Here is a 24,487-nt window from a genome sequence, read left to right as displayed (position 1 = left end):
TCGAGTAGTGCCTCTCTTATATTTCCATACCTAAGATGTAGGTTGGAATGTATATGAATTATCCCAACAAAATTGAATAGGATAATTTTGCCAATTATATACAGGATCGCGGGCTGTTTCTATCTAAAGATTAGAGCAGTAAATTTAAACTAATTTTGTATATACAAAATTCCGATAGAGGAAATGGAGGTAGTTGGAAGTTGATAGGTTACTCTGAACGAGATCTTTTACATAGAGATGTAAAAAGGAGCATATTATCTATGTCATATCTCCAAAAAATCTACTGACTTTTTGGAGATTGCAAGGATAAGCTCCTTTTTTAACCAAAGTACATTATTGTACTGAGATACTACCTAAATCTTTGACGCTTCCTTTTACCACTTGAACGTCTTCAATGGTTTTGTCCAAGTAGCCTGCAACTGAAGGTTGAATAACTATTTTATATGTACCTTCTGACATACCCGGGAAATAGAATTTTCCAACTGAATTCGCCAAAGTTCCAACAGTATCTACTCCATTAATGGCGAACACGTGAGCTAAGGAGGCAGCCGGATTAATCGTGCCTGTAATTGCTCCTGATGTTGCTACAGGAATCGCGCGGATAACTGGTTTAAGCAAATATTGGCCGTTACCGGTTTTTACGATTGATTTCGACGCATCAAAATCAAGCAAAAGGGTGTAGGCAACATTCGGAATCAACTCATCGTGTACCTTTATCTTAACACCCGAGGACTGCCCACTAGGCGTTTTTAGCGGATGGCGAACGCCATCAACCCAAATTTCATTCCCCTCATCTTCAAGCTTAAGTCTAATTTCCTGGATCATACCCGACGGTACATCATCTCCCGCAATCACGGTATCTCTCCCCATGGTATAGGCAAGAATATTAAACGGACTTCCATCAACGTCCAGACTTTCAGTACCTGAGTTCGTACGAATTTCTATTTCATCGATGTTTAAATGAATTGCATCATAATAACCAGGGGCATCAGTCATTTTAATGGTTACAGGGGTCGTCTGTGTAGACTGCTTATCGTCCTTACTGCAGCTGCCTAGTAGCACTACGGCTGCCAAAGCAACAAAAATTGAATTTATTTTCATAGTTAGTAACTTATAGGATTGCCATTGCAAATGCTATGCCAGATCAAATGTATTACAAATATTACAATTGTTTTTGTGAATTATTTTGCACTAAAGATCTATCCAAGTATAATTTAATTCGTGCTTTTATGTCTTTCACATGATCTTATTAATTCTGTGAGATATCTTTTAGGAGAGGAACTGGAATGATGTCTAAGTGATGATTTGTTTTAATCCTTACGAATATTAAGTGGATGTTATCGATTTTAAATGGGCCTAATTTTATATGGTCAAAATAATGTAGTTTTAAATAGCCTGAGAAGGCAGTTATAAATTTGACAAAATGGACTAACCAATATTATATAAAATGGCATATTTCGAAATAAGGACAATGGTTGAAAGAGCAGAAGTAGAATCTACACCAAGGATTTCACCTGAGGTGGCCCAATATGTCTGGGATTACATTTATCATAATCTACTGGTGGGTAAAAAGATATTGATCGATGATCAGTTTAAATATAGAATTACTTTGGATCTAAAGAAATTTGATCCTGAAAAGCATAAATTCTTTACAGACTGTCCTTTCAATACCACTGAGGATAAATTTCGTCCTGAACCAAGATTTAACAAACAGCGAAGTTTAAAGTTTGCGCTACTCTCTGTGATCTAAACAAAAATTGAGCCCCTTATGTCTCCAAGGATTTATGCGGATATTATCTATGATGCCTTTGGTTCATTTTTAATTTTGATCTCGAAGAAAGTGAAAAAAGAGGATTTTGATGAGTTAAAAAAGAGAATGGATTATGATAAGATTGAAAGTTTTCTTTTTCCGGCCATTATTGAGGATATGAAACTATTTATTTTTTAATGGATACATCTTTGGAACCAGTATGATAAAACCTGAACTAGTGATGTTATTTTTAACGAAAAATCATGGAGTTTAATAGTCAACAAATAGTCTATAGTACAAAGAGCAACTGGAAGGAACTTGTTTCATAAAAATTACCTTAAGTGTAATGCTTTGGCATATGAGGACGAGATTGGATGGAACAACCAGTTAAATTATATGAGCCTTCTTTTGGAAGAAGGACTGGACTAATGCCTAAGAGATGATTTGTCTCAATCCTTGCGAATATTAAATGGATATTATCGGATTTTAAATGGACCTAAATACAAATCTATTGTTGTCTATATTTGATCGTAAATAATTTTTTAAACCAGGTGAAACCCTAAATAAAAACACAATGAAAATGGAAGAGCATAATTATAAATATTTCACACAAGATAGCAGTAGATATACCTCTAAAAGGATCGGTTATTATGCGCTTTGCTTAGCCTTATTCTGGCTATTTATAGCCATCGGTATTTTAATTGGTGGAATTAAAGATGGAAATATTTTTGGTGAAAAGAATTGGTATTGGATCTTTGGGCTTATTGTCTTTTGTGTGCAGATTAGGATCTTTGCCCAGCAGCTGACGATTGATTGTGTAGCAGGCACGATGAGCAAATCTTATTTTGGGCTATTCAAAAAGGAGATTCGCATCAAAGAAATCCAAAAATTCGAAACCCTCAAACATCTTGCTATTGCCCTACACAATGGAACTGACATCATTGTGGTAACAAAGGATAATAAAAGCATAAAAATGCTGGAGCGTATCGGTAGAACCAAAAATGTGGAACCTATATTGAGGGAAATCCAACAGCTGATCCAATTAAGTCAGCTTAGTGTACAAAGGGTATAGGTGGGTATTTGTTATATGCGGTTTTCGAATTAAATAAATAAAAAAATATAGTTAACAGTTGTATGGAGATTTTTAGAAAAGTAATCGCAATCTTGGGATTAATTCTTCTACTCAATGGAATGGCTTACTATTTCTTGTTCAGAAGTGATGGAGAGAAGTATCTGGATCAGGGGAAAGAATATTTTAGGGAGGGTAAATACAAGGAAGCCTTGTTTTATTTTGAAAAAGCTGAAGAGTTTGATATTGGAGAAGCATTGAAATATTCGGGAACCATTTACCTGCAATCTGGTGCTCCTCAAAAAGCGATTGTCAAATTTGATAAATATCTACAGATAGGAAAGCCCAGTCACAATGATCGTAAAATGTTGTTAAACGATCTGGGGGTGGCTTATTTTAAACTAAATGTTATTGAAAAAGCAAAGCTCTATTGGAAACAGGCCGCCGACCTCGGAAATATCACAAGCGCCAATAATCTGAAGGAGTTAGAAACGAAACTCGTTAAGTAAAGATATACGTCATTCGGCGACAGCCAACAAAAATCCCATTTTTATCGTTCTCAACGTATAAAAATGGGATTTTCTAATTATGTTATTAGCATCGCCGATAACCTAACGTATCTTTGTATATTCAACATGGAAACGCTATTACATTTGATAGCATTTTATTGCTCCAGCAAGGCTAGTAGTTCCTTCGCACTCTCTTCTGATGAGCCGGGATTTTGGCCGGTAATCAGTTTACCATCTCTGACGACATGACTGCCCCAATCTTCGCCTTTGCTGTAGTGTCCGCCAAGTTTGATCAGTTCATCTTCAACAAGGAAAGGGACGACATCTGTCAACTGTACAGCATCTTCTTCAGAATTGGAAAAGCCTGTTACCTTCTTGCCCTGTACCAATGGACTACCATCGACATTCTTAACAAACCTGAAAACACCAGGAGCGTGGCAAACAGCGGCCACGGGTTTGTTGTGTTTCCAAAATGATTCGATCAAAGCAATGGAAGTCTTGTCATTTGCAAGGTCCCAGAGTGGCCCATGGCCGCCCGGATAGAAGATCGCGTCATAGTCCTGCTCATTAACTTCTGCTAAGACAATGCTGTTTGCCAGTTTGTTCTGAAGTTCCATATCTGCATCAAAACGTTTTGTTGCTGCTGTCTGGAAATCGGGGAGTGCGCTTTTGGGATCAATGGGCGGTTGGCCGCCTTTGGGTGAAGCAATTGTTATAGCAACTCCTGCGTCGGCCATAACATAGTAGGGGGCTGCAAACTCTTCAACCCAAAAACCTGTTTTAGCTCCTGTATCTCCCAGTTGGTCATGTGAAGTCAAAACGACCAATACCTTTAAGTTCTCTTTTTTCATCTTTGAAAAAATTAATTGTTTAAATGATAACACAAAATAGGGCATAAATCGTTAGACCCTTATGTGATATACATCACATTTTAAAGAAAGGTTTGTTTTGGTGACATAGATCACATTATTTGCTGTGATAGAGCCGGCTGAGCGTCTCACGGGAAACCCCAAGATAGGCTGCAATCAGATGTTTTGGCACAAGATTGTACAATTCAGGATATTGGAGCATCAATTCCTCATAGCGACTGCGGGCGTCATTATTGAGCAGGGATAGAATTCTTTTTTGTAGACCGATATACCCCTTGTTCGAACGCCATCGTAAAAATGTTTCAACTTCATGAATTTCCTTGCATACACGTTCACGATCCTCAGCAAATAGACAAAGCGTATCCGCGACGCTTACACAATCCAGGTTGACCGTTGCTTTCGTATTGTTGTGCAAGGCATTATAATCAGATGCCCACCAGGTTTGTGTGGCAAACTGTAGGATATGCATTTTTTGTTCATCATTGACCACAAAAGTTTTTAGACAGCCATTGAGGACAAAATATTCACATTCCACCTTATCACCAATGGTGATAATCGATTGTTTCTTTTTAAAGGATACCGGTTTGAAAAAAGAAAAGAAATAATCAAATTGTTCATCATTCAATTGGACGGTTTTATTGATATGTTGCCTGAGAATTTCTCGACCGGTCATAGCTTATCATTATTTAATGAACTAAAATTAAGCAAAATCTCGTAATCTTAGCGCGGTGTATCTCCTTTTGGGAGTTTGGATATTCACTAGAAAGGGAGGATAGAACAGCATTCTAGTATATATCTTATTACCAAGCTGATATCATGTTATAAATTAAAAGTGAAATAAGACTATTTTTATACCGAATTAACAGGGGGTTAATAGGGAATTACCCCTGCTAACCCCCTATTAACCCCCTATTAATCCCCTGTAATTATGGTGTTATTATAGGATTTGGGATTAATTAGTTCCGAGCTTGGGCACTAGATAAAGAAGACTACGTTGTTTGCCTAAATCAATGTTCAACCGGTTTAGCAGTGATAAGAAAAACCGATTTTTTTCATTTTTTATTTTGTTTATACAAAGTTATTTTCTACTTTAGTGTTGCCCATCACGGGCACTTTTCATAAAATAGGTTAATAATATGGCTAAAACACCCGGAGTACCCCATGCTATCGGGTGTTTTTTTTATTAAGACTTTTGTTTTCTATATTCATTTGGCGTAAGCCCTCTATGTTTTTTAAATAGTTTTGAAAGATGACTTTCGTCACTGAACTGTAATTCATGTGCAATTTCTCCGAGGCGGATGCTGCTATACCGCAGATAGGTTTCGACCAATTTCAATCGGTAATCGAGTAGGTAATCTTGGTAGGATATACCGGTCTGTTGTTTGAAATACTCACCGAAGTAATTCTTAGCTATACCAAAGTGGGAGGCTATCTCCTGAATGCGGGTTTTCTCTTTGTCTTTGGCATACTGCTGTATGTACGTGATGATCTTTAAAATTGAGAAGGCCTTTTGATTTTCCTGGATATCAGATAGCTCCTGTCCGATTAGATTTCGAGCGATCAAGTTCAAGAGAATGGAAATGCTGTTTCGGATGATGAGGTAATCGCCGGTTTTATTTCTGAATTCTCTTGCAATCTGAAGAACGAGCATTTCGGCAAAATTTTCATCCGATTTTTCCTTGAATACACAGCCCGCACGTGCATGGTAACTGTTGCTGATGTATTGTAGTTTGTATAGGTTTTCACAACTTTCTATCCGATCTGCTTCGAGACGTATTTTATCAACAAAAGCCAATGGGCATTGAATGAATATCAGTTTGGCTTGGGTACTTTCAAAATGATAAGTCTGATGTTGCGGAACAACGATAAATTTCCCAATGTCAAAGGCAAGCGTATGCCCATCATAGGTAAAAGCTCCCTTCCCCTGAATTACATAAACAAAAGATAAGGATGTCTTTGTACGGATGGTCTCCGATGTATTGATCAGTGATAGCTCACGGACTCCGATCCGCTCTGTATGTACGCTATTCATTTATTTATACGTTATATTCCTTTAAAAATACAATTTATATGGTATAAATGGAGGTTAATTTTGCATAAAAAATAACTATGGATATTTATACGAAGCGATGGCAAGCCCTAGGCTTCCTCGTGGCAGGGGCTTTTCTATCTCCTTTGGATTATTTTATTGTCAATATGGCATTACCTGCGATACATAATGTTTTTGGGGCCAGTGATCAGCAATTACAGCTTGTGGTCGCGATTTATGGTCTGACCTATGCCGCTTTGATTGTTTGTGGTGGACGAATGGGGGATATTTATGGACGCAAAAGAATATTTATATGGGGTCTGTACCTTTTTCTGTTTTCGTCCTTGGCCTGTGCTTTTTCACCGAATATTTCCGTTCTTATTGTGTCAAGATTCATTCAGGGAATAGGAGCTTCACTGCTTGCCCCACAGGTATTGGCTTCTATCCGTGTACTTTTTAATAGTAATGAACAGCCCAAAGCTATTGGTCTTTTCAGCGCCGTATTTGGACTGGCTGCAGTGGCTGGCCAGTTGCTCGGTGGGGTATTATTAATGACACATTGGGGCAATTTATCATGGGAAATGGTTTTTCTGGTCAATGTGCCCATCACAATTTGTTGCATTATCGGTATTCATTTTACGATGGACAACAACGGTACTGAAAAGGAGTCTGGCATTGACTACAAAGGTGCTTTACTACTGATTATTGCTTTACTGCTGTTGATCTGTCCGCTTATTTTTGGTCGTGGATATCACTGGCCTTGGTGGATATTTGCTGTAATGATGGCCGGAGCGATCTTACTGAATGAATTTTTTAAGCATGAGGTATCTGCTCATCGACTGCAGCGACCTGTTCTGATCGACCCCACTTTATTATACAATCGGCAATTCGCCTCTTGTCTACCAATAATCTTTCTGTACAATTTTACCGCGGGGCTGTTTATCAGTTATCCCTACTATTTACAGGAATTCTTACATTGGGATACCATAGATACGGGCTTTGCAATTATTCCCTATGGCATAGCATTCTTCTTGGGGCCACTGCTTGTAGCTAGATTGAGATTGACAACAAATGCATTTATTTATATCGGATTGACACTGCTCATGGGAGGTTTTTTGGGGACAGCCTTGCTGTTTTATTACGGACAACAACCTTTTTTTGCAACACATATTACGCTGTTTATAGCGGGATTGGGACATGGAACGATGATGCCCGTGATGATGCGTACCGCTATTGCCCTTGTCCCCAAAGATAAGGCGGGGCAGGCCTCCGCTCTGGTGAGTATCAGTATGCAGATAGGCGGGGTCACTGGCGGTGCTATCATTGGGACGTTATTCTTTAGTTTGATCGCGACTGTAGGTTTTCCCAAAGCCTTTGCGCTGGCAATAGCAACAATTGCATTGTTTCAGACCATTAGCCTTTTCATCAATCGCAGATTGTTTGAACTGAGAAATAATGCATTTAATACAATTGATAAATAAATTTTAATACAATGGAGAATAAAGAAAAAGCAAAATTGGTATTGGAAAGCTTCTGTACAGACATCGAACTTTGGTTTAGAGGAGGGCAGGCAAATAGGGAAGAACTATCTAAAAGGATCCTCTCAGGATTTTCAGCTGATTTTGAAATGCTGAGCGGTGATGGTAACCGGATCCCATTGGGCTCGTTTATAACTTGGTTACCCACGGTATACGGTATATTTCCGGATCGTCGTGTATCCCTGGAAAATATCGAAATAGCCTGCTCGCATGATCATGCACTGGCTACGTATGTCGAAATACAGTCAACTGGAAATATAACTACACGACGAAGTTCGTCTGCTGTTTTTCTGATTAAAGAAGGAAAGGCTTTGTGGTTTCATCTTATCGAGCATTGGTTGTAGCAATCTCCGCGTAGACCCTGAAGCAAAAAAATACTTAAACAGGATAATCATAGGCTGGATACTTGTAACAAAAACGATCCATATCTATGATCCAACGCCCTCCACAGCATGTTGTGAAGGGCGTTTTTGTTAACGATCGATCCATTTGTAAGCTGAATAGATAAGTGAAAAAAACATAGATGTTTGCTAAGATTAGCGTGGTTTGGGCGAAATATTCCGCTTTTATTTGTTGTTGACGGACGTATTATTAAAATATGCCTCTGAAAAACCAAAAAACTAGAAATTATGAAAGAAATTTTAAAAATGCACCTACGGTTGCTCGGAATTGTCTTCATGCTATTGCAATCCCACCATGTTTTTTCGCAAATTAAGATATCAGGGACAGTCATTGACTCCGAGAAAAGGGCTCCTTTGGCAGGAGCTACGGTTGTTATCGTAGGGGCGCAAGGAAATTCAGCGTTTTCTTCTGTACAGACAGATGCTGTAGGCAAATTTGCGATTACCACAAACGAAGGATCAAGTCTAAAAGCATCCATGATCGGATACAGGACTATAACTGTGATGGCGAAGCAGGGTATTGTCATAGAGATGGTTCCCAGCGCAGTAACATTGGATGAAACTGTAGTTGTCGGTTATACCACACAAAAGAAAGGCCTTTTGGCCGGCTCTGTCGCATCGGTTAAATTTAAGGAAGCAGATATTGAGATTCCAACTACCTCTGTTGGAAATCTATTGGCCGGTCGGATGCCGGGTTTATATGTGTCCACACCGAGTGGTATACCCGGAGCACAACCCGATATCCGTATACGGACAGCGAGTTCATGGAATGCTTCACCTACACTTTATGTCATTGATGGAAAGGTGACTATCGATGCTGCCGAATTCAACAATTTAAGCCCTAATGAAATTGAAGAAGTGTCTATTTTAAAAGATGCTGCGACTACAGCTGCATATGGTGCCCGGGCTGGTGCAGGTGTTGTGTTGGTTACGACCAAACGCGGGAAAGCGGGAAAAGTTTCTATCAACTACTCGGTGAATACTGGGCGGGATGTTCGTGGAAAGAATATGGAGTTAACGAGCATCATGGAATGGGGACAGATTCAAAACAGAATCTGGGGTGAAGCTGGTGGTCCAGCAAATACACCTTGGACAGAGACTGCAAAAGCTTATTTTAAAGACAGAGATTTTGGTGGTGGTAAAGGATATGGTTTTGACAAATTAAGAGATGTATATGTAAACCCTTCCATTACTACGCATAATTTAAGCGCATCTGGAGGTACGGATAAACTTCAGTATTTTATCGGCGCCTCCTATGTAAATCAGGAAACTTTTATCAAGAACACCAACGAAAAAAAGTATAATGTACGGACCAATATAACGGCCAATTTAACCAAAAACGTTTCGGTTTTTGCTGGTCTCAGTTTGAACAATAATAAATTTAATTCACCTGAAGGAGATTGGTCCGGAGATATGTTTCCCAAACTGTTACTATGGCAACCCTATATGCCCTCTTTCACGGCTTCAGGTTTACCAGTAGATTATTTTTGGATTTCCAATAAATCTGGAGAGGCACAAGGACTCTCTGGTTATAATAAGTCAGAAGGTCTTAAGTCAGTTGTAAATTTGAGTCTGACCTACAAAATGCCGTTTTTGGAGGGTTTAAGTGCAAAAGTTGGTTACATCAAAACCTTTAACAATAGTAATCAGAAAATTTACTCACATCCTTTTACCTACTATCAGCTGGCTCAGATAGAACCTGTGGTTTGGGATCTAAATAATATCGTGGGCCAGCGCCTCACTTACCATACGCCAGGTATACAGAAAATGGCTGCATGGAACCAAGAAGACCAAACAAACTTACAACTAAACTTTGAAAGAGATTTTGGCCAACATCATGTCAATGCAGCATTGGTCTATGAAAGACAGGAAAGAAGCTATGATGGTATAGATGCAACCATCAATGGCTTTCCGATCTATATGACAGACCAATGGTGGGCGTCCACAGGTGGTTCGGGCGTTGTAAACGGTACAGCGACAAAGAGAATTAACAATGCTTATGGATTTTTACCAACAGTAGGACGTAAATCCTATATTGGACAATTTGCTTACGACTACGCGGATAAATATGTCGCCACTTTTGCTTACCGTTACGATGGCTCTGCAAATTTTCCGAAGGATAAACGATGGGGCTTTTTTCCATCTGTTTCAGCTGCTTGGGTAATCTCTAAAGAAAATTTCTTTAAAAATGTAAATGGAATAGAATCATTGAAAATCAGAGCTTCGGTCGGATTAACTGGTAATGACTTCGTCGCAATAAACCCAAATGCGGGAAAAGATGATGCAAATGCCAAACGCTGGCAATATGAAGATAAATATGTGACTGGTAATAGTGCGATTTTTGGCGAAACACCAACACTCAATCCAGGTATACAATATGATGTTCTTCCAAATGCAAACATTACCTGGGAAAAATACCTGAATAAAAATTTTGGTGTCGATATCAGTTTCTTGAAACACTTTAATGCAACAGCTGAATATTGGGAGACACGTACTTATGATATTTTAAGTACAAGAATTCAATCTACTCCACCTACTTTCAGCCGACCTTTACCCTCTGTTAATTATGGAGAAATGAAGGCGAATGGTGTCGATCTTAGTGTGAATTACGCAAACAGAACAGGCGATCTGAACTATAATATCGGTCTTAATTTCACTTATGGAAACTCTTGGTATACCATAAGAGATTTAAATATCACGTATGATTATCAGAATTTAATTGGTAATGGCCGTTCTTCCAATATGATCACTGGATATACAGTGGATAAACTGCTTAGAACACAGTCTGATGTCGATGGTTTGCTAGCAGCTCACCCGGGCTATAACTTTAAAGGCAATGCACCTAAACCTGGACAATTTGCATATAGAGATTTCAACGGAGATAATACGATTAATGAGAATGACATCACTGTATTAAATAAGAGCAATAATCCGAAAGTTGTAGGATTAAACCTAAGTGCCGATTGGAAAGGCTTAAGTATCAGCGCTAATTTCAATGGTTCGTTGGGTTATAAAAAGTCTTTCAATAATTTGAGTGACGGTGTAGAGTGGAACCGGATGTGGCGACCTTGGGCTGCCGAATCCTGGAGCTCAGAAAATACAAGCGCATGGTTACCCTATCGCTACAGTGCAAATGATGAGGTGAGAGTGGTTAATACGAGCGGAAGTAATTTTTGGTTGGCCGATGCAAGTTTCGTGCGCTTAAAGTTTTTGAATATTGCCTACAATCTTCCGCAAAGCTGGTATAAGAAATATGCGAACAATATTCGTTTCTATGTATCAGGATCTAATCTTTTCGTGATTAGTAAATTCAATAAAAAATTCTATGATCCTGAGATGGATAGAGGGACGTCTTTCCCTATTGTTAAGTCATTTAATGCCGGAATCAGTTTAACGTTCTAAATTTTAACATTAAAAGGAAATCAAAATGAAATATCTAAATCAATTTAAGTCGATTCTTTATGTTGTAATACTAGTTGCCTTAGGCGCCTCATCTTGTACGAAAGGATTAGATTACGAAAATACTGGTGCGATAAACCCCAAAAATGTCTGGACGGATTCTGTTCTGATCAAGGCCTATTTAAATGATATATATGGTGGTCTTATGCCACGCTGGGAGCTTGGAAGTGGAGCGAACGCCGACGAAGGTATAAACGCAGCGGGAGGAAATTTAGGAAGTTTCCAGCAGGGGATCGTTGATGTAGCTGTCAACTTCACTAATTTGGATTATACCTATATCGACAAAGCCAATTATTTTATGGATCAATTGGCGGATGTACCGGAATCGGTACTCAGTGCAACAACAAAAAATAGGTTGATCGGTGAGGCTAAATTTTGGCGGGCTTGGAAATATTGGGAGATGGTTAGTTCGATCGGTGGTGTACCTTTGATCTTGCATACACAAGATGGTAGCGACCTCAATTCATTGAAAGTGCCGAGAAGTAAAACCTCCGAATGTGTTGCACAGATCGTAAAGGACCTGGATGAAGCCGCTTCGTCTTTACCTCCCAATTACAGTGGGGCTGACTATGGCCGTATAAATCGTGCAGCAGCTTTAGGCCTTAAAGCGCGGATTCTTTTGTGGTATGCCAGTCCGTTATTTAATGCAACAAACGATCAAGCGAGATGGACAAATGCGTATAATGCAGCAAAAGCTGCGGTACAAGCCGCGGATGCTGCGGGTTTTGGACTGTTTGAAAACTATAGATTGATCTGGTATTCTCGAAATAAAGAGCAGATTATGGTTAGGCAGTATTACTATCCCGATAGTTACATGAATTTTGCGCCGATTAGACCTATTGCATTCACGAATGGAAGTACGAACAATGACCAACCGATACTTCCCTTATTGATTGCATATCCTAAACGTGATGGCAGTCCAATGCAGCTTGATCAGAACCAATTGTCCAATCCAGCTTATAATCAACAGTTCTTAACAGATTTTTATACCAATCGCGATGATCGTTTCTATGCAACTATCTGGTGTGGGGGTACAGTATATCCAACACCTGATGTCAATGTTATCGGAATGACAACTCCGCGGTCGCGCTCTTATTGGCAGGCCTGGACTTGGAAGGCAACAGCAACGCCAAGTACCGTGCTTCCAGCAAGAGACAATAGTTTGTTTTCAGGAATTTCTCCACTGATCCAAAATGGGGATGAAAATGGTGTAACTGGTTTTTTTCAACGTAAAGGTTTAGATACGCTTTTGGATAGAAATGCTTTAGTGGGAGTGGCGGCCAATGCGAAAAGCTGGTTTTCACCAATGCGTTATGCTGAGCTTCTTTTGAATCTTGCTGAATCTGCAAATGAAACTGGTCGGAGTGGTGAAGCATTAAATGCATTGTACGCCATTCGTAAACGTGCAGGGATTGCAGCAGGGACAGCGATAAATTATGGTATTACAGCAATTGGACAGGCAGATCTCCGTCAGGTAATTATAAATGAGCGTCAGGTGGAACTTGCTTTTGAAGGATTCAGATACCCTGATTTAAGAAGATGGAAACGCTATGATATCTTAAATGCGCAAGGTACTAGAAAAGGGTTATTATTGATGTTAAATAAAGGTCAGGCCCTGCCAGGAAATACAGATAATATTATGAATGCTGCGGTAAGATCGAAATTCTCTGCTGTCGTTATTGAAAACTTGGATAAAACGGCTTCCGCTAATCAATTTTATAAACTGAGTCTCAAACACTGGTTTAATTCTTTAAATCCTGCACAAATTTCTATTGAACCAGATCAACTCCCTCAGAACAAAGAATGGGGTGGGACCTTTGACCCCTTGCAATAGTGAGTGGTTATAATTCGGTTAATGCGCTGTAGCTAATGGTGTCTTTGAATGTTGCTTACCATTAAGTTTAAAAAGACGTTAAAATAATAATAGAAAAAAGGGCTTGTACATTTTTTGTACAAGCCCTTTTTGATGAATAGTGTTCCTCTATCTTTTCTTTTTTGCCAATGTTAACTAAACCTAAATAGGGTGTAACAATGGAATTTTGTCTGAACGGTGTGTAGTAGGTATGTACTTCTTTATAGGAATATATTTTTCTGTTATTCTCAATTTTCGCCTAGGGATTACTCCTTTTCAATCGTCTTGTTAGTAAATAAACGATATTTGATATAAGAAAAACCTAATATTAACCATGAAACGCAGAAAATTTTATTGTTCCTGTTTTTTTGTACTGACCTCTTTTTTTGCTTTTGGACAGCAGCAAAATGATGCAGTTCAAAAGGTACACCTGATCTTCAAAACACATCTCGACATCGGATTTACCGAACTTAGTTCGGTGGTGGAGCAACGTTATATCAATGAATTTATTCCCAAAGCCATTGCCGTCGCTGAGGACCTTCGGAATTCTGGGGCAAAGGAGCGTTATGTATGGACAACAGGCTCCTGGTTGATTGCTACTTATTTGGAACAGGCAAGTACGGAGAACAAAGCTAGGTTGGAAGCAGCTATTCGTCGTGGCGATATTGTGTGGAATGCAATCCCCTATACGGTGGAGTCGGAATCCCTGAATAAAGCACTTTTTGGAACGATGTTGCAGTTATCCAAAAAATTAGATCGCCAGTTTGGTAAAAAAACGCGGGCAGCAAAGATGACTGATGTCCCTGGCCATACAAGAGGAATCGTTCCTTTGCTGAAGAATAATGACATTGACTTTCTGCAGATAGGCGTAAATCCGGCAAGCAAGGTGCCAAATGTTCCTGCACTATGTCGCTGGAAAAGTCCCGATGGTAGCGAAGTGATGTTGATGTACCAAAAGGATTACGGTAGTGACATGATCTTACCTGACGGAAAGACGGCCATGGCCATCGCATTTACCGGCGATAATCATGGACCACATACAGTACAGCAGGTTAAAGAAATCTATGCATCCCTCCAGAAACGTTACCCAAACGCTATATTACAAGCTTCAACACTGAGTGATGTAGCCGATGTATTACGACCAATGAGAAATAAGCTCCCTGTGATGACACAAGAGGTCGGCGACACCTGGATACATGGCTTCGGAAGTTCGCCTTTAATGATGGCCCGGTTTAGAGCCTTATCCAGATGTTATGAGACTTGGGTTCAAGATGGTCGTATAAATCCAAATAGCGATGCTGCTATCCGCTTTGCCATTCATCTGGGGCTCGTGGCCGAACATACCTGGGGTTTGGATGTCAAGACACATTTGCAGCACTGGGATAAGTATCGTTTTTCAGATTTTACCCAGGCATTAGCATTACCTGAGTTCAAAAAAATAGAAGATTCCTGGGCTGAAAAGGAAGCCCATGTTGAACGGTCATTGCAATATTTGCCAAAAGATCTGCGCGCAGAAGCCGAAGGTGTTCTACAGCAATTGGCATTGGTTCCTAAGCCCAGTTTGAAGGAAAAAATAGCTCCCTGCAATTCGCCGAAGATGGATCATTCCAATTGGATAAAAAAGGTTTTCGGATGAAAATGGGGGAACTTAGCTATCAGAGTTTTTCGACTCAGGAATTTGACCGTTTTATGGATTCCTATATTACGCAAAAAGTAGATTGGGCGATTCGAGATTTTGGAAAACCGGGACTAACCTCGGATATGTCCGGAAGCCGTACCTTGGTAGCCTCTCTTCAGAAATTTGTTTATAATAAAGCTAAAAATGAAATATACAATAGTTTGAGTCTAACGGGGGGAGACGGGGTCGAACAACAGGTACTCCCAAAACAGATCTATAGCAGTTATCATTTCAATGAAACAACAAATCATATCCAGTTGAGCTACACCTTGGTGGATAAATCGGCTAACCGTTTACCTGAAGCATACTGGCTGAGCTTCTATCCAAAGGATGTCCTGGATATACTTGTTGAAAAAGTAGGCCAACCAGTACGTGTTTTGAATGTTGTGGAAGGAGGAAATAGGCAACTGCATGGATTGGATCGCTACGTAGATATTGTGACAAACGCTGGTAAAATACGTATTCGTAGTAAAGATGCGTTGTTGGTAGCCGTTGGCGAGCTGGATTTGCTAAATTATTCAGTGCGCCAACCGAATATAAATGGGGGCTTGCATTTTTGCTTATTTAACAATGTTTGGGGAACTAATTTTAGAATGTGGTTTGGTGGTACAATGACATACCGATTTGATATAGAATTGATACCGCAGCAAGCAAAATAAACGTATTGAGGTTGAATACAAATGGGTAGTTATTTACATATAAATTATATACGATGAAAAATATTACGTTTCTAGTTGGCTTATTGATCTCGGGATTGGAATTTCCTGTATTGGCGCAAGAAGTAAAAACGAACTTAACGCATATACACTTTGATCAGCAGGGCTACTATACTTCAATTAAAGTAGACGGCAAGGAGCTTCTTGAGGCTGGTAAATATCCGATCCTAACGGTCTATAAAGATCAAAAAATCATACAACCAAAAGGACTTAAGGTTAATGGGGATCGTTTTTCGCTAACGATGGAGGACGGTCAGGCTGTCGAACTGAAAGTTGGTCAACATAAGGAAGCGATTACCTATGAAGTTCTAAAGCTATCACCGGCTTATAAGTTGCTGGTGTTTGGCCCTGTAAAAATTAAGCTTCACGAGGTTGTTGGTGAGGTCGTAGGGGTAGCTCAGGGGGAAGATCTGGCTTTTGGCATGCAGTCTTTACATGTTAAAACCATTGCCGGTATTCCCGAAGATTATATTGGGAATTATAGTGCAACTTTTGGCTATAAGGGAGCAAGTAGTGACCTATCCGTAGCTAGTATTTCATTTGGTCATTTTGCAGCAGTGGATGCTGGAAATGGAACTATATTTCAGTTGTCTGCCAAAAATCGGAGTGAGAGGGAATTGCAACAGGTGAAAGGATTGAACAATATGATGACCTTGCCAGTTGAAGGTCCCGATGGATTAATCGTTGGAGCTAAAGTAGCACTCTTCGGTGATAAACGAAGCCAGATATTAAAGCGGATCGGAAGAGTGGAGCTGGAGCAGGGCTTACCCCATCCGATGATCGAAGGGGAATGGGCTAAGCTCTCACGTGAGGCGATGCGTTCATACTTGATTACAAACTTTTCCGCTACCAATTTGGATTTTGCGTTAGAAAAGACAAAACTCGCGGGATTTAAAAATCTTTACCATCCCGATCCTTTTCTTAATTGGGGACATTTCGAGTGGCGCAAAGAATTGAGTACAGAAGCTGATGCTGGCATGAAAAAATTGGTTGATAGGGCTGCACAGTGGGGAATCGATATTGGTATTCATACCTTGTCTAACTTTACGACAACGAATGATCCTTATGTTACACCCATCCCTAGCAAGCATCTACTCAAACAAGGCGAATTGAAACTCATTGCGGCATTGGATGCTAATCAGCAAGAGATCACTGTTCAGAATAGTGAGCTTTTTTCCTTACCGCTGACACTCAATACGCTACAGATAGAGGACGAACTGATTACTTATGGCAAAGCCGAAAAGAAGGGGGATCAATGGATATTGACCAATTGTGTGCGGGGAGCTTTTGGTACCCAAAAAGCAAGCCATGGGGTAGAGAAAAGTGTCTATAAATTATGGGATTATCCTTATAAGACTTTATTCCCGGATTTAACGCTTCAGGATGAATACGCTAAAAGACTGACTACAATTTTTAATAAAACAGGTGTGAAACAGATTTCATTTGATGGTCTGGAGGGCTGCATGTATACCGGACAGGATTATTATGCAACAGGCAAATTTGTGGCTGATTTCTATCAAGGTCTTGAAAATAAAACTGGTATCATCAATGATGCCAGTCGTCTAGATCATTATCTGTGGCATGTTCATACGCGGATGAACTGGGGTGAGCCTTGGGGCGAAGAAATGCGCACGGGGCAGGTCGAAAATCGGATCAAGAACCAAGCTTATTTTTATCGCAACTTGTTCCCACGAATGTTGGGTTGGTTTTTGGTACGGCTTGCGGATAGAAAGTTTGAAGCCACCTCTTTGGAAGATCTGGAATGGGCACTCTCCGAATCCGCAGGTTTTGACTCAGGATATGCCATGAGTATCGATATGAAAACTTTACAGCAACATGGACAGATAGACTTGTTATTGGAAAGCATGAAAAATTGGGATCAACTGCGATTGGCCGATGTTTTTACGGCCGAACAAAAACTCAGGCTGAAGGATCCAAAGACCGAATGGCATTTGGAAAAGATTGATGATACTAAATTTATGCTTTATCCATTATTTGTCTCCAAAAGATTCCATTGTGACCTCTCTTCGATGCAACCGGGACAACCAGGGGGAGCAGATTGGTCATGGGAGTCGCCAGAGGAAAGCACATTCGCCTTACGAATTAAGGTAGAGGGCGATGGTTCGATCGAAAACCCTTCTATTAAAACAGATAAAGGGATTGTCAAAATCTTTGGGAAACTAGAAAAAGATCAGTATATCCTATTGGATCATAAAGGAAAAGCGATATTGACAGACAAGAATTATCGTCTTATTACTGATTTATCTGTGGAGGGGACCGCCGTGTTGCCAAAGGGTGGTTCTGCTATCGCATTTTCTTGTGACAATAATGGGGATGAAAAGCCAGAGGTTATCATCAGATACAATACACGTATGAAAGGTGAATCGGTAAGTTTAACGAAAAGGTAGCACATTGCGTTAAGACATAGGTGAGTATCGAAAGTAAATTTATCCCGGTCAATATTTTGGAGGTATCCGAGGGGAGGGCCGGATTGGCCGAAATGTCCCTGTTTCAATAAATAATAACAACGAATTAAATAAATATGAATACAATTATAATGAAGCGCTACTGTAAGTCATTCACAAAACTGGGATTTGCGCTGGCTTTGACACTATCAATTTTTGGCCGGGTGTCGGCACAACAGGTTTGGAGCCCTGACAATGGCAATGGAACGTTTACCAACCCCTTGTTTTGGGGTGATTGGCCCGATCCAGATGTTATCCGTGTTGGTGATGACTTTTATATGATTTCGACGAGTATGCACTATGTACCGGGGGCACCGATTGTGAAGTCTAAAGACTTGGTGAATTGGGAAATGGTGGGTTATGCAGTAGATCGTTATGAAGAAGATCCCCGTTATAATATGGAAGGAGGAACTTTGTACTTGAATGGTTCGTGGGCGGCGACCTTGAAGTATCATAATGGAAAATTCTACGCTGGATTCTGTACACCATATGGTTGGGGGCGAGAAAAAGGCAATTTTTCCATCTGTGAGGCAGATAAAGCTGAAGGTCCCTGGAAACGGACAATCTTTCCTGAATACCTTTATGATCCGGGATTGTTCTTTGATGATAATGGTAAAGTTTATGTCGTTCATGGTCAAGGTACATTATACCTAACAGAACTAAATGCAGATGTTAAATCTGTGAAGAGCGATAAAGTTAAAATTTGGCAAGGGAGTTTCAAGAATGCCAACGAGCTTGGTGGACATTTTGGAATGGAAGGAGCACATATGTACAAGATCAATGGCAAGTATTATATCACCTGTCCGGCAGGTGGAACACAGGGCTGGCAGATCTGTTTGCGTTCCGATAATATTTATGGTCCTTATGAACACAAATTGATTCTCAATGATAATAGTTCTTATCCCGAAAACGGTTTACATCAGGGTGGTATGGTACAGTTGAAAAACGGGGACTGGTGGTTTGTTATCATGCAGGATCGTGGTGCCATAGGTCGGGTCCCTCATCTTTTGCCTGTCAAATGGGAAGATGGATGGCCGATGCTCGGAACAGGTAACAAGGATGTCATTACGTATAAGAAACCCAATGTCGGAAAGACCTATCCGATAAAAACTCCAGCGACGACAGATGAATTCAATGGAAGTAAACTGGGCTTACAATGGCAATGGAATCATAACCCTGATAATAGCAAATGGTCACTTCAAGAACGTAAAGGCTATATGCGTTTACATGCTTCACGTGCAGATTCTTTAAAAACGGCCCGTAATACCTTGACACAACGTGTGCAGGGACCGAGTTCGGAAGGTACTGTTGAAATCGATCTAAAAGGACTAAAAAATGGAAATGTTGCCGGTTTTGGGGTATTTGAATTTCCTTATGCTTTCGTCGCTGTGGAACAGGTCAATGGCAAACGAAAAATTATCATGAGCAATGATGATAAGATTATTGAGAGCAAAGAGAATTTTGAAGGTGACAAACTATGGGTGAGAGCGCGTGTGACCGATAAGGGATTTGTTGCGAAATTTTATTATAGCACCGATGGTGAAAATTTTTATGTCATTGGAAATGATTTAACCATGCAACTCGGCTTACCTTGGACAGCAAACCGTTTTGCACTGTTCAACTATAGTAAAAGTGCTGAAGGGGTGGACGGCTATGCCGACTTTAATTGGTTTAGGTTTACCAATAAGTAAAATAACGTTTAAAAATAATAGCTGATATTTACACGAAAGCCTAGTATCATTTGACGATGCTAGGCTTTTTTGTTGCTTTTTACAAAACGCATAACTATTCTGATACAGTATTGGCAATGACAGTGATTTTAAGTAAGTTTAGAAAAGAGTACCAAGAACCACCCATGAAGCAGTACCGTGAGAAAAGAAGCAGTACCGTGAGAAAATATGAATATTGTTGACAAACAGACCTTAGCAGATTTAAATGTTACGAACAGTCAGTATAGAGATATGGTTGATTTTTTCGACCGTACAATTACATTGGGTGGTCGAGATACTCTGTATACGTATTTTCTTGAACCGCTTTCCGCCAAATCTGAAATAGAAGATAGACAGTGGATTATTCGTTTTATGCAGGATGTGGATATTACGGATATTCTGGATAAATATATGATGCAAGATCTGGAACAATATTTATCGTTACCATTGGAGCCCTATTCAGCAACCAAAACATCCTATTACTTGGAACTGGTATCGACAAATTTTCTTTCACTAGACTTCAAAAAACGCGATCTATTAATCAGACGCTCTATTTATGAAATAGCGAAAATCATAGATTATATCAACGTATTTCTCGGATCCATTAGGTCTCAGCATCCCACAAGAAATATTATAGCTAATTACTGCGATAAAATTGACTGTGTACTTGAAGGTATCGATCAGACTGAGTTTGAAAAACTGTTGGAAAATAAACTGTCCCTGGAACTGATGATTAAATATGATTATCAGTTTAGGAATATAAAGCGAAATGCCATACGGGAAGTATTCGAAGTTTTATATCAGCTGGACGCCTTGTATGGTGTGGCTCAAGCTACCAAGGGTAAGCCTCTTAATTTCCCTAGTATTGACGACCGAAATTTAGGTTCCGATATGATAAAAATAGCTGCAGCGTATAATCTTTTTCTAGAAGATCCGGTCAAGAATGATATTGAAATAAAAAGAGGTGGTAACTTATGGTATCTCACGGGCGCGAATATGACGGGCAAGTCTACCTTATTGAAAACCATTGGAACCTGTGTGTATTTGGCGCATCTTGGCTTTCCTGTCCCTGCGGATGTTATGGAGACTGTGCTGTTTGATGGGATATCAGCGACAATAAATCTAGGCGATAATATCAATGCCGGTGCGAGCCATTTTTTTAATGAGGTACTTCGTGTAAAACACTTAGCTGAATTACTTGCTGCGGGTAAAAAGATGTTTGTGCTGATGGATGAGTTATTTAAGGGCACAAATCACAATGATGCCAGTGAGGCAATATTAGAACTCATCAATTGTCTTCACAAATTTGACAATAGTGTATTCTTATTATCTTCCCATATCACTGAAATCTCATCTTCGCTAGCTGGAGGAACCACCGTAATGAAACATTTGGGTGTCAGGCTAGATGAGGATAAAGGACTCCTATTTACCTACCAGCTTTCCGAAGGTGTGGCCGAAGATAAACTAGGCATGTGGCTTCTGCGGCGAGAACATGTATTTGATATTTTGCGGGAAGCTAAGAGGGGTCACTGATCGTTTTATTTGATGCTATAGCTTATCTATTTTGCCCTTTTTTATTTCACTAACTCATTACTGTTTAAATAGATTGAAGCTGCAGATAATGGATAACGAAGAGTTTCGCTTATCTGTCATTTTTTATAAGACAAGTTCTTGGTCAAATATATGCTGTAGGCTTTTGCAAAGAAAACACTAATAATGGTCAAATTTGAACTAGTTGTAGTGTCGACATATTTGAAACTTTACATCAACGATTAGAACAATTCGCCATCTTCAGTTATGTCATGAAGCAGATAGTACAGCATTTTGATCAATTATTTAAGGAGTATCACTACCGGTCTTTTTTATTCGCTAAGTCTTTTGTCCATATTGATGCAGTAGCTGAGGACATCACTGCTGATGCACTCATGGTAACATGGTTACGCATGCAAGAAGAGATGCTGTCGTCACCCAAAAGCTTTCTGCTAAGGGTGATTAGAAATAAAGCACTGGATTATCTGAAGCATCAGCGAATCCATCGGCAATTGATTGAACCCTTGGATAATTGGGATGAACGTGAAATGCAGCTGCGAATTGACTATCCAAATAAAGTAAATGAGGAACAAATTTTTTTGAAAGAGATTAAGGAAATAACGCAACAGACATTGGCTACGATGCCCTTAAAGACAAAAGCGGTTTTCGAGTTGAGCCGGCAACACGACGTTAGCGGTAAAGAAATTGCGCTGCAGATGGGTATATCACTTAAAGGGGTAGAATATCATATCACCAAAGCACTTAAAGTGTTGACCGTTAGCTTAAAAGATTATATGGTGGCTTCTTAGTATTTTAGATGCTGGATTTTTGATTAAATAACATGTACAATCAGGGAATAGATAGGGTAGTATTGGGGACAGCTGGATTGGGAGGTGCCTGGGGAGCTGTGGACGAGGAAGAGTCTGTTCAAACCATATTTGACGCTTTGTCCCAAGGAATTATGGTATTGGATACAGCCCCGGCTTATGGGAGCGCAGAACGTTTTGTTGGAATAGCCTTAAAACAATGGACAGGAGCGAAGCCTGCAATTAGTACCAAAGTAGGCCGATTAAAGGGGGATACTGCTACCGAGGCTCGTTATGACTATTCGACAACGGGTATGGAAAGGAGTCTAGAGGATAGTCTAGCTAGACTCGGAATACTACAGGTTGATGTACTTTTTTTACATGAGCCTGCGGTTGTAGCACCAGAAATGGCCGAAGGGGTCGTACGTCAGATGTTACGGTTTAAAGAACAGGGCCTAGCGAAGCAGATCGGCCTGGGTGGTAACCTACCAGAATGGTTCGCGCCATTTTTGGTAGAGGGGCAATTTGATGTTTTAATGGAGTATAATAGGTTGAACGCCTGTAATCTAGATGCACTTTATAGCACTATTCCGGTATGTGTGCAAGCTCAAAAAGAGTACTATGCTGCGAGCCCGCTGAATATGGGATTGTTGGGATGTAATTTTAGGAAATTCTCTCGGTCAATACCCGACTGGCTTGATCCCAAAGCGGTGGAACAGGCCAGGCGGGTGCATGCAATTGCGGAACGGTATGGTATGCAGATGGATGTAATGGTATTACGATTTTTATACACAATACCCGCATCTTTCAAAATTGTAATAGGAGCTGCAAATCAATATCAACTAAATAGTTCCCTTAATGCGATTAGCCACGGTGCTCTGCCGGTCGCGATTTATAATGAAATACTTCAAACGTTTAACGAGAATAAATGAATAGAATAGAACAGGAGATTTTTAATATCCAAAAAATCAGTATTCGAGTCTTAGAACCAGTCGCGACGATAACTCCTTTTCAAGATGCAACAATGGGACCTTTCCCGAGCTTCGGTCTATCGATCATCCGTATTGAGGATGCTGAGGGTTATGTTGGTGAAGCTCCTGTATATAACAGTTACAACAATATATTAGAAACCTGCCTATTTCCGATATTATTTCATTGTGAAGGCATGTCCTACCAGGAGTTTTTTCCAAAGTTGTATTGGTCTATTCGAAATGAAGGATTTAAAGGTGCAGCCTCTGCTTTATTGGGACAGGTCGACATGGCCCTACACGATTTGGCGGCCAGACGGCAAGGTATACCCCTGTATCGTTATATCGGTGGGGAACGAAATCAGGTAAAGATCTACGGCAGTGGAGGGGGAACCAATTATACATTGCAGGAGTTAGAAAATGAGGTTGCATTATTTTTGGATGCTGGAGTAGATTGTTATAAAATGAAGATCGGTAAGGATTTCGGAACGAATATGGCCGATGATATTGATCGGGTAAAACATGTACGTAAATTGGCGGGGGATCAGATGCAAGTGGCTGTGGATGTTAATCAGATCTGGTCTTCAGCAGATGTATTTAGATTTATAGATGCCATTGGTGAAGATGAATTATGTTGGCTTGAGGAACCTTTACATTCTGCGGCATACGATCAGATTGAAGAGCTCTGCAAGCGTACATCGGTAGCTGTGGCCTATGGTGAATCTGAGCGTACGTCGAAGATCTTTCCCATGTTGGCTAATTGTGGTGTCAAGCATTTACAACCAGTACCAACCCAGTTTGGTGGCATAAGAGAATGGATGGAAGTCCGGGATTTATGTGCTAAACGTAATTTGCAGCTCTCTTCTGGTGGGTATTCCTTATATTCGACCTTTTTAATGACAACAGCAAGCGAAAACAGTACAATCGAATATTTGTATTCCCTGATGTATGGTTTAGAAAAGTATTTTATGATTCGACCGACATTGGAAAAGGGGCATTTTCATTTGCCAGATTCAGCAGGATTGCCTGTAAGGATTGATTGGGAATATTGTTTTAAGGAAAATAAAATCGTACGGGAGCAGGTCTGGTTAAAGCAGGACGTGCCTGGATATAACCCGCTAGTTAGCATGTAGCACCAT

The 24,487-nt window shown here is 40.0% G+C and carries 18 protein-coding genes and 1 pseudogene; 15 read left to right on the top strand and 4 right to left on the bottom strand.

All coding sequences use genetic code 11. The annotated features are described in order from the left end of the window. Nucleotides 1-333: 333 nt before the first annotated feature. Nucleotides 334-1,101 (bottom strand): DUF4382 domain-containing protein, encoded by a 768-nt coding sequence (locus OGI71_RS11965; RefSeq protein ID WP_282255689.1) that lies wholly within the window; start codon nt 1,099-1,101, stop codon nt 334-336. 346 nt (nt 1,102-1,447) lie between these two features. Here OGI71_RS11965 and OGI71_RS11960 point away from each other — a divergent pair, with 346 nt between their 5' ends. The 4 genes from OGI71_RS11960 to OGI71_RS11945 all read left to right on the top strand — a co-directional run bounded on the left by OGI71_RS11960 (nt 1,448) and on the right by OGI71_RS11945 (nt 3,328). Next, on the top strand, nt 1,448-1,750 hold the full coding sequence (locus OGI71_RS11960; protein ID WP_282255688.1) for a hypothetical protein: 303 nt from the start codon (nt 1,448-1,450) through the stop codon (nt 1,748-1,750). Between the two features lie 18 nt (nt 1,751-1,768). Next, nucleotides 1,769-1,948 carry a hypothetical protein gene (locus OGI71_RS11955; protein ID WP_282255686.1) on the top strand — a complete coding sequence of 60 codons (180 nt, stop codon included), beginning with the start codon at nt 1,769-1,771 and terminating at the stop codon, nt 1,946-1,948. 382 nt (nt 1,949-2,330) lie between these two features. After that, entirely contained in the window at nt 2,331-2,822 is a 492-nt protein-coding gene (locus OGI71_RS11950; RefSeq protein WP_282255685.1) for a hypothetical protein, read from the top strand. Between the two features lie 62 nt (nt 2,823-2,884). Continuing rightward, nucleotides 2,885-3,328: a hypothetical protein gene (locus tag OGI71_RS11945; RefSeq protein ID WP_282255684.1), complete on the top strand. Its 444-nt coding sequence runs from the start codon at nt 2,885-2,887 to the stop codon at nt 3,326-3,328. Between the two features lie 155 nt (nt 3,329-3,483). Here OGI71_RS11945 and OGI71_RS11940 read toward each other — a convergent pair whose 3' ends face one another. From OGI71_RS11940 to OGI71_RS11930, 3 genes are all read right to left on the bottom strand, one after another. After that, nucleotides 3,484-4,179, bottom strand: a complete 696-nt coding sequence (locus OGI71_RS11940) for a type 1 glutamine amidotransferase domain-containing protein (RefSeq protein ID WP_282255683.1) — start codon at nt 4,177-4,179, stop codon at nt 3,484-3,486. Between the two features lie 115 nt (nt 4,180-4,294). Beyond that, entirely contained in the window at nt 4,295-4,870 is a 576-nt protein-coding gene (locus OGI71_RS11935) for a cyclic nucleotide-binding domain-containing protein (RefSeq protein ID WP_282255681.1), read from the bottom strand. A gap of 510 nt (nt 4,871-5,380) precedes the next feature. Continuing rightward, the gene (locus OGI71_RS11930) at nt 5,381-6,229 is read right to left on the bottom strand and encodes an AraC family transcriptional regulator (protein ID WP_282255680.1); all 849 of its coding nucleotides are present in this window, start codon (nt 6,227-6,229) and stop codon (nt 5,381-5,383) included. Between the two features lie 77 nt (nt 6,230-6,306). Here OGI71_RS11930 and OGI71_RS11925 point away from each other — a divergent pair, with 77 nt between their 5' ends. The 11 genes and pseudogenes from OGI71_RS11925 (at nt 6,307) to OGI71_RS11875 (ending at nt 24,481) form a co-directional block, all read left to right on the top strand. Then, complete coding sequence (locus OGI71_RS11925) at nt 6,307-7,707, top strand: MFS transporter (protein WP_282255679.1); 1,401 nt, start codon at nt 6,307-6,309, stop codon at nt 7,705-7,707. Nucleotides 7,708-7,718: 11 nt separating this feature from the next. Then, nucleotides 7,719-8,108: a hypothetical protein gene (locus OGI71_RS11920; RefSeq protein ID WP_282255678.1), complete on the top strand. Its 390-nt coding sequence runs from the start codon at nt 7,719-7,721 to the stop codon at nt 8,106-8,108. Nucleotides 8,109-8,393: 285 nt separating this feature from the next. Then, entirely contained in the window at nt 8,394-11,567 is a 3,174-nt protein-coding gene (locus OGI71_RS11915) for a SusC/RagA family TonB-linked outer membrane protein (protein ID WP_282255677.1), read from the top strand. A 25-nt stretch (nt 11,568-11,592) separates the two neighbouring features. Next, nucleotides 11,593-13,458, top strand: coding sequence for a RagB/SusD family nutrient uptake outer membrane protein (locus OGI71_RS11910; RefSeq protein WP_282255676.1), 1,866 nt, complete (start codon nt 11,593-11,595; stop codon nt 13,456-13,458). 352 nt (nt 13,459-13,810) lie between these two features. Beyond that, nucleotides 13,811-15,813, top strand: a pseudogene (locus tag OGI71_RS27115) (DUF5054 domain-containing protein). A 53-nt stretch (nt 15,814-15,866) separates the two neighbouring features. Beyond that, the gene (locus OGI71_RS11900) at nt 15,867-18,278 is read left to right on the top strand and encodes a hypothetical protein (protein WP_282255675.1); all 2,412 of its coding nucleotides are present in this window, start codon (nt 15,867-15,869) and stop codon (nt 18,276-18,278) included. A gap of 134 nt (nt 18,279-18,412) precedes the next feature. After that, on the top strand, nt 18,413-20,026 hold the full coding sequence (locus tag OGI71_RS11895; RefSeq protein WP_282255674.1) for a glycoside hydrolase 43 family protein: 1,614 nt from the start codon (nt 18,413-18,415) through the stop codon (nt 20,024-20,026). A 207-nt stretch (nt 20,027-20,233) separates the two neighbouring features. Continuing rightward, nucleotides 20,234-21,577 carry a DNA mismatch repair protein MutS gene (locus OGI71_RS11890; RefSeq protein WP_282255673.1) on the top strand — a complete coding sequence of 448 codons (1,344 nt, stop codon included), beginning with the start codon at nt 20,234-20,236 and terminating at the stop codon, nt 21,575-21,577. A gap of 269 nt (nt 21,578-21,846) precedes the next feature. Further along, nucleotides 21,847-22,383 (top strand): RNA polymerase sigma-70 factor, encoded by a 537-nt coding sequence (locus OGI71_RS11885; RefSeq protein WP_282255672.1) that lies wholly within the window; start codon nt 21,847-21,849, stop codon nt 22,381-22,383. A 32-nt stretch (nt 22,384-22,415) separates the two neighbouring features. Further along, entirely contained in the window at nt 22,416-23,312 is an 897-nt protein-coding gene (locus OGI71_RS11880; RefSeq protein ID WP_282255670.1) for an aldo/keto reductase, read from the top strand. Further along, nucleotides 23,309-24,481, top strand: a complete 1,173-nt coding sequence (locus OGI71_RS11875; RefSeq protein ID WP_282255669.1) for an enolase C-terminal domain-like protein — start codon at nt 23,309-23,311, stop codon at nt 24,479-24,481. Before OGI71_RS11880 ends, OGI71_RS11875 begins: the two co-directional genes overlap by 4 nt. Nucleotides 24,482-24,487 lie beyond the last annotated feature (6 nt).

The organism is Sphingobacterium sp. ML3W (assembly GCF_029542085.1).
Taxonomy (GTDB): Bacteria; Bacteroidota; Bacteroidia; order Sphingobacteriales; family Sphingobacteriaceae; genus Sphingobacterium.
Note: the sequence above shows the minus strand (reverse complement) of the source record. Positions and strands in the feature narration are given on the sequence as shown.